Below are 13,059 nucleotides of genomic sequence, written 5' to 3'. Positions count from 1 at the left end.
AACAAGAATTATGAAAAAGAATATTACTTTATTTCTGATGATTTTTCTTTCGGTGCTTACTTATGCACAGAAGTCAGTGACTGGGAAAATCACAGACGAAGATGGTGTTCCTATTCCAAGTGCGAGTGTAACTATTGAAGAGCCTGGAAAAGATGCAATTTTAGCATATGGAATTACCAACTCAAAAGGGGAATATAAAGTAACTTTTACAAGTGCAGAGTCAAACGTAGATTTGAAAGTAAAGGCATTTAATCAGAGACCTTTAACCAAACAGATAAGCAACAGCGATCAGACCTTAAGCTTTAAAATGGAATCTGAAGCAACAGAGATCAAGGAAGTGAAGCTGAAAACTAAAATGATCACTGCCAGAGGAGATACCATTGCCTATGACCTCAAAGCTTTTGACAGTAAAAGTGATAGGACGCTGGCGGATGTGATGAAAAAGATCCCGGGGATTGAAGTAAATACGGATGGAACCATCCTTTACCAGGGAAATGCCATTAACAAATTCTATGTAAATGGGAAAGATCTCATGGAAGGCGGATATGGAACCATCAATAACTCGCTTCCAAAAGATGCCGTACAGAAAGTTGAGGTTCTTGAAAATCACCAGCCCGTAAAAATACTTCAGGATAAAGTTCCTTCTGACCAGGCTGCGATTAATATTAAACTGAAAAACGCTGTTACCATGACCGGAAGAGGAGAAGTAGGAACAGGTTTTGGAGATCCATGGCTTTGGAATGTAAAATTAACCCCAATGTTCTTTGGACAAAAAAGCCAATGGGTGGTTAATTATAAAACCAATAACATGGGGGAACAAGTGGAAAGCGAAGGGAATATTTTAGCTTTCGGAAGTAGATTTGAAGGAAAAAGAATTAATGCTTCCCAAAATGACTGGCTGAATGTTGAAAATGCGAGTACTCCTAATTTACCTGTAAAAAGGTACTTAATGAATAGTGTTCATTATGTGTCAGCAAACTATTTGACGAACATTGACAAGAAAAAAGAATGGGAGCTTAAAGCCAATGCTAATTATACCAATAATGCAGTGGAGAGAGAGGCTTATAGCAGACAGGATTATTTTGGAGGAATCGGTTCTAATATAACCAATATTCTTAATAAATTTTATACTGATAAAGCTAAAGGTGAGTTGATTTTTACCAAAAATGCTAAAAAGGGATTCTTTAAAAATACAACAAGCTTTTCTCAATATTGGAACGCAGACAGAGGTCTTGTAGATAGAACAGATGTTGATAGCGGTAAGCAAAGACACGCAAATGAAGGAATAGAATCTCCAACTACATCATTCCAAAACTCATTAAGTACGATTATTCCTTGGAAAGAAAAAATGGTTAATGTTTTATCTTTCCTTAGCTATCAGACGGATAGACAAACTTTGGAAGTTTCTCCAACATCTTATTTAGACGTTCCGGGATTTGAAGTGATCCCCAATAAAGATTTTGTCAGACAAAATTTAAGACTTAAAACCTTTGAGGCAAACCATTCTGCCAATATTGGGTTTTCAACGAAAGGTTGGACCTTTACTCCGGAGGTAGGATTTAATTTTAAAACAACAGACTTAGTGTCAGATTTATCTAATATAGTAACTGACCCGGCTTCTGATCCTTCTGCTTACAGTAATGATTTGAAGTATACTACGGCAACACCTTATGGAAGTTTAGGGATAAACTACAAGAATGATTCCTGGATGCTTTATGCCAACTTTCCGGTAAACTCCAATAATATTAAAGCTGAAGACCCACTGAGAAATGTTTCAAAAACAGTGAATAAAGTTACTTTTGAACCAAGTATTTTTGCACAATATACGTTTGCTTCTTTCTGGAAGGCATCGGTAAATGCAAATATTAATAATAATTTTGGGGAAATCAATACTGCTTATTCCGGGTTTTTGATGACTTCACCAAACGGAATTGGTGCAATGGATGCCAATAATCCTATTCCTCAAAATAATAATAAATCTGCAGGAACAAGAATTGAATATAGAAACCCATTGAATAATCTATTCTTTAATATTAATTACAGATATTCTGATGCGAAAAGAAACCTGATTTCCAATCCAACAATTAAAGGTGCTGGATATGTAGTAATGAATTATAAAGAACAGGATAATCACGTTTTAAATAATGGATACAATTTAGAGGTTGGAAAATATTTTCCAAAATTTAAGACAAATGCTTCCCTTACTTACAGCAATAATACAGTGAAATCAGATGCATTCCTGGATAATAAATCTTTTACAAACAAGAACACCAGTCAATCATATGGAATTAAATTCAATAACACCTATTTCAGCTGGATGAGTGTAGATTATAATGCAAGCATTTCCAGAACGAAACAAACCAGTGTTGGGAATGTAAATTCTAATGCGACGAGAACAGGATTTACGCATAACCTGGGACTTTTCTTCTATCCTATAGAAAACCATACGATTGGATTCAATTGGGACCAGGTGAATACAAATGCAGTTAATCAAAAGTACCATAACGGATTCTATGATGTATCATATCAATTTACCTGGGCTAAAAAGAAAATTGATTTTGAATTGAAATGGATGAATATTGCCAATAAAAAAGTATTTGAAACCTATGATATCAGCACAACAGATATTAAATATACAAGGTATCAGCTTCGCCCAAGCCAGGTTATGTTTACTGTAAAATTCAACTTCAAATAATAAATAGCATAAACAGAAAAGCCAATCTCCAGAGATTGGCTTTTTTATTATAATGTTTTAAAAACTCTGTACATCTGCGGACGGGCCATAGCTTCCAGGTAAAGGAAGGTCATTGAGTCTGTAATATACACCTAATTGTGCTCTGTGATGGGTGATCTGATTTAAACTATGGCGGATTGAAGCATACTTGGTCCATTTTGCCAATTCATGACCGTTATGTTTCAAGGCCCACGTAGAATTCAAATCTTCTTCTTTAGCGTTTTCCAATGCATCAATACCGGATTTATAGTTCTCATCCAGCTTTTTCAGGAGTTCATCTTTTGTTGAAGACAATGTCGGTTGTTGGGCTGTACCGAAGTCCAGTTCAGAAGTTGTTAGCATTGTGTTAGGCCATTCAAAAACATCTGCAAGATGATTGGCGAGTGACTTCATTTTCATGCTCTTTTCATGGGGAGCATACTCATTTTTGTTATCCGGGTAGATATCGAAAAATTTCCTGGTTGTTTGGTACTCGCTATCGAGTTCAGATTTTAATTGAGCTAATGTGTCCATATTAATTTTTGTTTTTAGGTATTTAAAGTTAAACTTTTTATAGTGATTAATGTTTTAACAGAATAATAATCTTTAAAAATCAATAAGTAAAATCCGAAACAGGCTTTATTCGAATCTGATCCTATTTTGAATTTTTCAAATGAATTAAAATGAGGGGTTTAGAAAATAAATTAAAATAAGCTGTAACATTTTTGATGAAATAGTAACTAATAAGTAAACATTATTACAATGAAAAAGCTGCTTTCAGTATTCTTAATTGCTCTTTTTGCGCTTGCAAATGCTCAGGAATCTAAAGAAACTGCGAACCGTTTCTTTTATGAGCTTACTTTTAAACCTAAAAAGGACTCTACGAAAATAGAAAAAGTAATCACCATTTTGGACATTACAGATAAAAACAGATCTATTTATCAGGATTATACAATTATTGCTCAGGATTCTATCCTGAAAGTGGAGATTGAAGCAATGCAGAAGGCAGGGGTAATGAAAGATCTCTCTAAAACAATCAGACAACCTAAGATCTCTGCAAGAGTATACAAATTTTACCCAAGCATGAGAGTTCAGTATGTAGATAAAATTGCAAGTGGATTCACACCCAGCAATATTGGATATAACGAAGAACCGAAATTCAACTGGAATATTCTGACAGACAAACAGAAGATCGGAGCCTATAATACACAAAAAGCAACAACAGAATTCGGAGGAAGAAAATGGACAGCATGGTTCACTACTGATCTGCCTTTTCAGGATGGACCCTATAAATTCTCTGGTCTTCCAGGTTTGATCGTAAAAATAGAAGACGACGCAAAAGATTATTCTTGGGTACTTCAGGGAAACAAGAAAGTAAAAGATTATACCGAATACTCGTATGTTGAAAATATAATGCAGGCGAAAGGAGGAAAGGTCAATGAACTGACAAGAGAAAAGTTTGAAAAGACATACAATGATTTTAAGAAAGACCCTTTTGCAACCATGAGACCGATGATGACTCAGGAAATGCTTTCCAAGACAATACCAGGGATGGATGGAACGATAGGAGATATGATGAAGAAACAGGAAAAGCAATACAAAGAATTCTTTAATGCCAATGATAATCCAATTGAAAAGGTACAGGCAACAGAGAAAAAGAAAAAATAGACATTCAATTAACTAAATTATATTTTATCAAATGAACCCAAATGTTTTAATGCATTTGGGTTTATTTTTTTTAAGGAAGAGGTTATTTAGATTAAATTTAAATAGCGTACATTTGCATGTACAAAAAGCAGGCTTTGAAAGAGAAGGATTTACATAAATTAAGCAGTTTCCCTAAGAACAAAATGGGGAAAATATTGGGTTATGATAATGATCATCTAAAGATGCCGAACAAAATCATAGAAATGGGTCTTCTACCCGAAACTGTTTTCAGGATTTTGTATCAGGCTCCGTTTAATGGTCCTATGTATGTGGAGTTTGGGGATGAAAAAAGCCGTATTGCTCTTAGAGAAGAAGAAGGAGATTATATTATTGTACAAGAATTGGATTAATGCAGGAAAATAAGAAAAAACAGGTACTTTTAGTTGGAAATCCGAATGTAGGGAAATCCACAGTTTTCAATACACTCTGTAATAAAAAGCAGAAGACGGGAAACTATGCTGGTGTTACCGTTGCAAGCTATTCGGGGAATTATAGCTATAAGGATGAAGAGGTTGAGGTGGTAGATTTGCCCGGCTCTTACAGTATATATCCAAGCTCTGAGGACGAAGCTATTTTTTCTAAATTTCTGATCGATGAACAGCAAAACTATGCTGGGGTAGTCTATATTCTTGAAGCATTAAGCTTAAAAAGAGGTCTTCTTTTATTCCAACAAATCCAGGACTTAGGTGTTCCTCTTATTTTAGTGGTTAACCAGATCGACCAGGCGGAGAGACGTGGAATTAATATTGATATCCAGCAATTCTCAAATTCATTGAATATTAAAATTATTCAAACCAACGCTAAAGAACAGATTGGAATAGATGAAATAAGAGAAGCTGTTTTTAACAGTGATTTTCAAAAAACAGATAGGGCTTCTTTCGAGGTCCCGAATGAACATAAGGATTTTATTGCAAAAATTGCCGCTCACAAAGGTCTGGACAGTGATTATAAAGCATGGATGAGCATATCTTCCGGAACCGAGCTTAGCAAAATAGAATCTGTACACGACATATTGAATGGACCGGATGCTAAAAGTCTGGTTCCTAAAAGACTGCAGGTTCAGGAAACAGTAAGAAGGTACCAGAATGTTGATAAGATCTTAGCCAATGTAATTACTAAAAAACCACAATTCAAAGAATTGTTGACAGAAAAGCTGGATAAGGTTTTAGTACATAAATTTTGGGGATATATTATTTTTATGCTCATCTTACTGATCATATTCCAAAGCGTTTTCTTTCTTGCAGAATACCCAATGAACTGGATCGAAAGTTTCTTCTCATGGCTTTCAGCCTTCACTGGCGAACATCTTCCTGAAGGACCTCTTAATTCATTAGTTTCCAACGGAATTATTCCAGGTTTAGGAGGAATCATGGTTTTTGCTCCACAAATTGGAATCTTGTTGTACTTCTTATATTTACTTGAGGATTCAGGATATATGGCAAGAGTAATTTTCCTGATGGACCGGTTTTTAAGGCCTTTTGGATTAAATGGAAAAAGTATTGTTCCATTGGTTTCAGGAACGGCCTGTGCGATTCCGGCAGTGATCTCAACACGTAATATCGAAAATGTAAAAGAAAGGTTGCTAACGATTTTAGTAACACCTTTTATGACATGTTCTGCCAGACTTCCTGTCTATAGTATTGTTATTGGGCTAGTGATTTCAGACCACAGCTTCCTGGGAATAAAATATAAAGCACTGGTATTAATGGGAATGTATTTATTAGGTTTCCTGGTGGCTTTATTCTCAGCTGCAATCTTAAAAAGATTTATTAAGGATAAAGGTAAAACATACCTTGTGATGGATTTACCCACCTATAAAAAACCGTTATTCGGATACGATTTTAAAATGGTTCTCGGTAAGGTCTGGGACTTTATTACAGGAGCAGGAAAAATAATTTTCATTGTAAGTATTATCATCTGGGTCCTTAGTTATTTTGGTCCATCACAAAAAACCAACGAAATGGTTGCAACGGATGTTAAGCTTGATCACTCCTATCTCGCAAAGATGGGTAAGGCAATCGAGCCTGCAATTGCTCCATTGGGATACGACTGGAAAATGGGGGTAGGAATTATTACAAGCTTTGTGGCAAGAGAAGTTTTCGTAGGCACAATGTCTACTTTATATAGTTTGAGTGATGATGCTCCTGAAGTAAAAGTAATTGACAAAATGAGACACGACGTAAAGCCAAATGGTGAAAAAGTGTTTAATTTTGCAACCGGGATATCCATACTTTTATTTTATGCATTTGCAATGCAGTGTGTTTCCACACTGGCAGTAGTTTACAGAGAGACCAAAAGCCTAAAATGGACAGGCTTTCAGGTAGTCATGATGACAGGTTTGGCATACTTTGTGTCGATGTTTATCTATCAAATTCTAAAATAATGAACTCTTCATTAATTTTTCAATACGTTATCGTATTTCTTATCGTAGGATTCGCTTGTTACTCTTTATTTAGAGTACTGAGAAAGAATTTTGCACCTAAAAAATTCAACTCCAAAGGAGGTGGCTGCGACAAAGATTGTGGTTGTTCATAAATTTGTGACACAAATGATGTAAATAATTTCTAATTTTGCTCAGCCTTACGCAAAATATAAATAGAATTTAAACTTACAAAAGACCTACAATGTCATTAATAAAAAGTATTTCAGGAATCCGGGGAACGATCGGAGGAAAAGTAAATGATAACTTAACGCCACTCGATGTGGTAAAATTTGCTTCAGCATTCGGAACTTGGCTTCAGAATAATAAAAACAAAAAAGATTTAACGCTTGTTATAGGAAGAGATGCCAGAATTTCTGGTGGAATGGTTTCTTCTTTAGTTACAGCAACTCTTCAGGGGTTAGGGATCAATGTGGTTGATCTTGGGCTTTCCACGACACCTACTGTTGAGATTATGGTGCCTGAGCTAAAAGCAGATGGAGGAATTATTCTTACAGCTTCTCACAATCCAAAGCAGTGGAATGCCCTTAAATTATTGAATGAGAAAGGAGAATTCATCAGTGGAGAGAATGGCGCAGAGATGCTGGCTATCGCTGAAAGAGAAGATTTCAACTTTGCGGAAGTAGATGATTTAGGAAAATATGAAACAAGAGATGATGCTTTTGATATTCATATCCAGCAGATTCTTGATTTACCAATGGTAGATGTGGAGGCTATCAAAGCAAAAAACTTCAAAGTCGTTTTAGATGCTGTAAATTCTACAGGAGGAATTGCAATCCCTATGTTATTGGATAAATTAGGATGTGAAACGGTAAAATTATATTGTGAGCCTAATGGACATTTTCCACACAACCCGGAACCATTAAAAGAACATTTAGGTGATATCTGCGAACTGGTAAAAAAAGAAAAGGCAGATTTTGGAGTGGTTGTAGATCCTGATGTAGACAGATTGGCTTTGATCGATGAAAAAGGAGAAATGTTTGGTGAAGAATATACATTGGTTGCGATCGCGGATTATCTTTTAAAACATAAAAATGGGGTGGCAATATCAAATCTTTCTTCAAGCCGTGCCTTGAGAGATATCGCTCAAAATCATAACTCGGAGTATTTTGCGAGTGCTGTAGGAGAAGTGAATGTGGTTACCTTGATGAAAGAAAAGAATGCCGTTATTGGAGGTGAAGGAAATGGTGGAATTATTTATCCTGATCTTCATTATGGAAGAGATTCTTTAGTAGGAGTAGCACTTTTCCTTACTTATTTGGCAAAAGAAAATAAAACGGTTTCAGAATTGAGAGCTGGCTATCCAAGCTATTTTATGGGGAAAAAGAAAATTGAACTGACTCCGGAAATTAATGTGGATGATATCTTAGCCAAAATGGAAAAAGAATATCAGAATGAAGAAGTTTCTACCATTGATGGGGTGAAAATAGATTTTGAAAACAACTGGGTTCATCTTCGTAAATCAAATACAGAACCTATTATCAGAGTATATACTGAAGCTAAATCTCAGGAAGAAGCGGATCAGTTGGCTGATCAGATCATCGCTAAAATAAATAGTTTGATTTAAAAAAATAAAAAGAACGGAGCATTGAGTTCCGTTCTTTTTTTATAGCAGTAATATGTTTGAGCATCTCAAAAACAAATTTCCGTTTCCGAAAGCAATACGTGCAGAGTTTGTGAAGGACTTTGAGCGGATGGAGGTTCCGGCAAAAACAGTACTCCTGAAAGAAGGTGAAGTATCTCATCATGCCTACTATATTGAAAAGGGAATCGCAAGAGCATGGTACAACAATGATGGGAAAGATGTTACGTTCCAGTTTTTTATGGAGAATACAATGTTTTCTTCTTTGGAGAGTTTTAGAAAAGGATTGCCAAGTATGGTTTCTTTCGAGACGATAGAGCCCTGCATTTTATGGAAAATAGATAAGCCGACTGTTGATAAAATTCTGGCCGAAGTGTATGAGGACCCTCAATTAAGAAACCAATTTATGGATTCGGTGTTTGAGAGGACTTTCGATTATATGAAACACTTCTTCTCTTTTATTAAAGACAGTCCCCAGCAGCGATATCTCAGCCTTACCAAAGAAAAACCGGAAATCATTAAAAGAGTTCCCCAGCATTATATTGCCTCTTACCTTGGAATTACAACCGTACATCTCAGTAGGATCAAAAGCAAGATCTTAAAAGAAAATAAAGAATCCAACTGATAACAAATGTTATTGCAGCACGAATTGCTTTCGACATAATTTTGTATAAAAATTTAAATAGAATGAAAGCAGCAGTCGTATTTGAAAAAGGAGGAATTCCCCAATATGCAGATTTTCAGGAACCTGAAATTACCAACGAAGATGAGCAGTTGATCTATGTAAAAGCAGCATCTATAAAACATCTTGACAGGGCAAGAGCCAGTGGAAAACATTATTCTACAGTAAATGAAGAACATCAGCCAACAATTATAGGAAGTGACGGGGCAGGATTACTGGAAGATGGTTCGAAGGCTTATTTTTTCAGTAAAAAAGGGACAGTCTCTGAAATAGCCGTTGCAGATAAAAAAATGATCGTTCCCATTCCTGAGGGATTGGATTTTTCCATAGCGGCAGCTTTACCTAATGCGGTAATGGGCTCTGCAATGGGGTTGAGGTTTAAAACCCAGTTAAAAGAAGGAGAGACCGTCCTGATCAATGGGGCAACCGGAATAACCGGTAAGATTGCCATTCAGGTGGCCAAATTGTTTGGTGCTAAAAGAGTCATCGCTACCGGACGGAATGAGGAAGCTTTAAAGTCCCTTTATGAATTGGGAGCAGATGAGGTTATCTCTCTGAAACTTGAAGATGCAGATTTTAAACAAAAAATAAAAGAGATCCATGCTGAAACACCTATTGATGTTGTACTCGATTACATTTGGGGGCATTCCATTGAACTTCTTTTATCCGCTATAAAGGGAGATGGAAATTTTTCCCATAAAACAAGACTGGTTTCAGTGGGCGGAATGAGTGGTGATACCATCCAGCTGTCATCACAAATCCTGAGAGGAACCGATATTCAGATTTCAGGATCAGGATTAGGAAGCTGGACTCCTGAAGAATTCAGGATATTGCTTACAGAAATTATTCCCCAAATGTTTCAGGCGGCTGCAGATGGAAAACTAAAAATAGAAACGGAAGATGTTGATTTAAAAGACATTGAACGGATTTGGCATTATGAAATTCCTAACAGAAAAAGATTAGTCGTGTTAATTTAATGTGAATACCTCTTTTTATCCACAATTCTTTTATTATATTCTTCTTTTTACTATCTTTAGGATAGAAAATTACGAAAACATTATTCAAAAAAAAGTCGCAAATTTGCAGTAATTTTGAATAACTAATTCAGAAGTAGTATATTAATTAAAATAAGTTTGCCGAGGTTCGCAAGAAAATTCGGGCATTGGCTGACGGAGGAGACACTATATTGGAAGAATATTTTGGTAATGAACTTGTAAAAAAGTTCGAAGAAATGATTGAGAACAATGATGAATTCTATTTCGATACAGAAGAACTGGAAGACATTATTGTTTATTATCTGGAGCTGGGCGATTTTAACTATGCAGATAATGCTGTTAATTATGGCCTAAAGCTTCATCCCAATTCACTGGATATCAAGATTAAAAAACTTGAAGTTCTGCTGGAATGGGAGGATTATAATACGGCAAAAGAGCTAATAGACGAGTTGAAGGCTTCATCTATGGAGCACACGGACTTTTTAGTTTGCTACGCCAAGTATTATTCGAACCTGGGAAACCCTAGAAGATCCATTGAAATTTGTAAGAAAGCATTAGAATTGAAAGAAGAAGAAAACTTCCTTCACAACTTTATTGCGGATGAATATGTGAATTTAGGAGACCCTTTCAACGCTCTGAAACATTACAGAAAAGCATTGAAAGAAGACCCAACGGATGAATATTCGTTGGAAAACTGTATGATCTGCTTTAACGATCTGAAAAAGAGTGAGGAGGCAATTGCCTTTTTGAATGAATATTTAGATGAATTTTCCTATTCTGAAACCGCTTGGTATGAATACGGACAGTTCTATTTCAACAGAAAGAATTATGAGGAAGCGATCAAGGGGTTTGATTACCTTTTGGCGATCAACTCATCTTCTGTGGGAGTATATGCAAATAAAGCAGCTTGTTACGAAGCGTTAGGACAATATAAAAAAGCAATCGAGGTATATGAGGAAATGCTCGAGTTGGAATACACCAAAGCATTCACTTTCTATAAAATCGGGTTGTGTTATAAAGCTTTGAAACAGCCAATTGTAGCATTAAACTCTTTTCAGAAATCATTGAGAGAAGATCCTCAGTTCTATCTTTCTATGATGGAGCAGTCATATTTGTATGAAGAAATGGGGGGAATGGCAGAAGCACTGCATTTTGCAAAAGAAGCAACCCATCTGAATGACAGCAATCTGGATTATCAGAAAAGGCTGGCGTTTTTGTTCATTGATTCAGGGAAGTTTGAAGAAAGTCTTGCTTGTTTGAAAAAATTAGTAGCATCGGAAGCTTCAAGATTTTACAATTGGTATGCATACTCAGAAGTATTGATGCTTTTGGGTGAATATGAAGAAGCGGTTACGATTTTATATAAAGCGATAGAAAATCACAACAGAGCAGAATTGTATTATCAGCTGAGCAACTGTTACTTTAACCTCAGAGAACAGGAAAAAGGAATTGAATCACTTAAACAGGCATTAGAATTAGACCCAACCCTTGTACAGGATATGCAGAAAAAATATCCTTTTATAAAAGATGAGGTGAAAAAGGTTAAGGCTAAAGTGAAGAAAAAAAACTAACGCATCATTATACTAAATGATCATTGAAATAAGAACCCGGTTTCACAATTTGTGAAACCGGCTTTTTTATCTTATAAAATGGATGCATACAGTTCAATCAAAATCAATTGAAATAAAAATGAAAAGGAATCTGATCGAGTACCTTCGTGATTATGGTGAGATAAGTGAGGCTGATGCACAGATGATTTTAGCAGCATTTGAACCGGTAACATTTAAGAGGGGAGAGTGGTTGTCAAAAGCAGGAACGTTAAGCAGGAAGCTTTATTTTATGCATGAAGGGATTCTAAAAATTACTATTTCAGATGAAGGGGGTGATGAGCTGGTTTATTTCTTTATGGAAGGAAATCAGTTTATGGGATTTCTTTACAGTATGTACGGTAATGTACCTACCCTTCAGGGATTGCAGGCCGCAACAGATACGGAGTTAAGTGTAATTGATAAAGAATCGCTTTTTACTCTCTATAAGAATTTACCCTATCTTAAACCGCTAATCGATCACATTGCATATCTTTCGATGACCGAGATGGTCAACATCCGAAATAATTATCTGGCAGGAAGTGCCAGGGAAAAATACCAGCTTCTGCTAAAAAAACAACCTGAAGTTGCTCTTTATGTCATGCAAATGGATATTGCATCTTACTTATCGATCACTCCCGAGTCCCTGAGCAGAATCAGGTCTCAGCATCATAAAAAAGAATAATCAGCCTGGATTTCAAGATAGGGTTTCTATCTTTTGATAATAGGTGGTGTTTCATACAGAAGCCATATCTGTAATGCCTTATGATCTAATTAAGGTTACAGATATGACTTATAGTATTATTAAGGACGTGCTCCCGGAGGACCTAAAATTTCATCTCCGATTTCTACGAGCAGTTCTTCTACCAACTTCATATCATGAGGCTTTTGTTGTGTAAGTTCACCATCCACGACTTCAATACCCGCAGAATGAATAAGTTTTGCAAAGCCACTTGGAGAGGCTACTACCAATGCCTTAAGCTCTTGATCACTGGAAGTGTTTATAATAGCATGTGGGGTATTTGCTGCAATAAAATAGCTGTCTCCGGATTTTAATATTTTCTCTACTCCGGGGGTTACTACCAGAGCCTCTCCATCCAGGACATAAAATGTTTCAGAATACTTGGTATGTACATGCAGAGGAGACTGTGAGCCCACAGAAAAGTTACCTTCTATCCAGTCAAATCGTGATTCCGTATTTTCTCCGTGCTCCAAAACGCTCACCTTAGCGCCGAAAAGCCAATACTGTTTTTTCATTTGTTTTAAATTTTGTGACAACAAAGAAATGCAGTAAACCTTAGATTCGACTTGATAATTGTTAAGTAATAAGAATGGAGAAAAAAATGGAGGAAAA

General features: G+C 36.0%; 11 protein-coding genes. 9 read left to right on the top strand and 2 right to left on the bottom strand.

The annotated features are described in order from the left end of the window. Positions 1–10: 10 nt before the first annotated feature. Positions 11–2,695 (top strand): carboxypeptidase-like regulatory domain-containing protein, encoded by a 2,685-nt coding sequence (locus CEY12_RS14315; protein ID WP_089029888.1) that lies wholly within the window; start codon positions 11–13, stop codon positions 2,693–2,695. Between the two features lie 57 nt (positions 2,696–2,752). On the opposite strand, the gene CEY12_RS14310 is transcribed toward CEY12_RS14315, so the two are convergent. Continuing rightward, positions 2,753–3,247 (bottom strand): DinB family protein, encoded by a 495-nt coding sequence (locus CEY12_RS14310; protein WP_089028325.1) that lies wholly within the window; start codon positions 3,245–3,247, stop codon positions 2,753–2,755. Positions 3,248–3,475: 228 nt separating this feature from the next. On the opposite strand from CEY12_RS14310, the gene CEY12_RS14305 reads away from it, so the two are divergent. The 8 genes from CEY12_RS14305 to CEY12_RS14270 all read left to right on the top strand — a co-directional run bounded on the left by CEY12_RS14305 (position 3,476) and on the right by CEY12_RS14270 (position 12,390). Continuing rightward, positions 3,476–4,381 (top strand): GLPGLI family protein, encoded by a 906-nt coding sequence (locus CEY12_RS14305; protein ID WP_089028324.1) that lies wholly within the window; start codon positions 3,476–3,478, stop codon positions 4,379–4,381. A 116-nt stretch (positions 4,382–4,497) separates the two neighbouring features. After that, complete coding sequence (locus CEY12_RS14300; RefSeq protein WP_089028323.1) at positions 4,498–4,770, top strand: ferrous iron transport protein A; 273 nt, start codon at positions 4,498–4,500, stop codon at positions 4,768–4,770. After that, positions 4,770–6,803: a ferrous iron transport protein B gene (gene feoB, locus CEY12_RS14295; protein WP_089028322.1), complete on the top strand. Its 2,034-nt coding sequence runs from the start codon at positions 4,770–4,772 to the stop codon at positions 6,801–6,803. Before CEY12_RS14300 ends, feoB begins: the two co-directional genes overlap by 1 nt. Positions 6,804–7,044: 241 nt before the next feature. Then, positions 7,045–8,427, top strand: coding sequence for a phosphoglucosamine mutase (gene glmM / locus CEY12_RS14290; protein ID WP_089028321.1), 1,383 nt, complete (start codon positions 7,045–7,047; stop codon positions 8,425–8,427). A gap of 52 nt (positions 8,428–8,479) precedes the next feature. Next, entirely contained in the window at positions 8,480–9,067 is a 588-nt protein-coding gene (locus tag CEY12_RS14285; protein ID WP_089028320.1) for a Crp/Fnr family transcriptional regulator, read from the top strand. A gap of 62 nt (positions 9,068–9,129) precedes the next feature. Further along, entirely contained in the window at positions 9,130–10,101 is a 972-nt protein-coding gene (locus CEY12_RS14280) for a zinc-binding alcohol dehydrogenase family protein (RefSeq protein WP_089028319.1), read from the top strand. Positions 10,102–10,310: 209 nt separating this feature from the next. Then, entirely contained in the window at positions 10,311–11,690 is a 1,380-nt protein-coding gene (locus CEY12_RS14275) for a tetratricopeptide repeat protein (protein ID WP_089029887.1), read from the top strand. 118 nt (positions 11,691–11,808) lie between these two features. Beyond that, on the top strand, positions 11,809–12,390 hold the full coding sequence (locus CEY12_RS14270) for a Crp/Fnr family transcriptional regulator (RefSeq protein ID WP_157676827.1): 582 nt from the start codon (positions 11,809–11,811) through the stop codon (positions 12,388–12,390). 119 nt (positions 12,391–12,509) lie between these two features. Here the strand turns inward: CEY12_RS14270 and CEY12_RS14265 are convergent, their stop codons facing one another. Continuing rightward, positions 12,510–12,962, bottom strand: coding sequence for a cupin domain-containing protein (locus CEY12_RS14265; RefSeq protein WP_089028317.1), 453 nt, complete (start codon positions 12,960–12,962; stop codon positions 12,510–12,512). Positions 12,963–13,059: the final 97 nt, after the last annotated feature.

This window comes from Chryseobacterium sp. T16E-39 (assembly GCF_002216065.1).
GTDB lineage: Bacteria > Bacteroidota > Bacteroidia > Flavobacteriales > Weeksellaceae > Chryseobacterium.
The sequence above is the reverse complement of the archived record's forward strand: the minus strand, read 5'-3'. Positions and strand labels throughout refer to the sequence as shown.

Bases quoted from the DNA above. Each gene is read 5' to 3' on its own strand.
- CEY12_RS14315 (WP_089029888.1), top strand. From the start codon at position 11: ATGAAAAAGAATATTACTTTATTTCTGATGATTTTTCTTTCGGTGCTT.
- CEY12_RS14310 (WP_089028325.1), bottom strand. From the start codon at position 3,247: ATGGACACATTAGCTCAATTAAAATCTGAACTCGATAGCGAGTACCAA.
- CEY12_RS14305 (WP_089028324.1), top strand. From the start codon at position 3,476: ATGAAAAAGCTGCTTTCAGTATTCTTAATTGCTCTTTTTGCGCTTGCA.
- CEY12_RS14300 (WP_089028323.1), top strand. From the start codon at position 4,498: ATGTACAAAAAGCAGGCTTTGAAAGAGAAGGATTTACATAAATTAAGC.
- feoB (WP_089028322.1), top strand. From the start codon at position 4,770: ATGCAGGAAAATAAGAAAAAACAGGTACTTTTAGTTGGAAATCCGAAT.
- glmM (WP_089028321.1), top strand. From the start codon at position 7,045: ATGTCATTAATAAAAAGTATTTCAGGAATCCGGGGAACGATCGGAGGA.
- CEY12_RS14285 (WP_089028320.1), top strand. From the start codon at position 8,480: ATGTTTGAGCATCTCAAAAACAAATTTCCGTTTCCGAAAGCAATACGT.
- CEY12_RS14280 (WP_089028319.1), top strand. From the start codon at position 9,130: ATGAAAGCAGCAGTCGTATTTGAAAAAGGAGGAATTCCCCAATATGCA.
- CEY12_RS14270 (WP_157676827.1), top strand. From the start codon at position 11,809: ATGAAAAGGAATCTGATCGAGTACCTTCGTGATTATGGTGAGATAAGT.
- CEY12_RS14265 (WP_089028317.1), bottom strand. From the start codon at position 12,962: ATGAAAAAACAGTATTGGCTTTTCGGCGCTAAGGTGAGCGTTTTGGAG.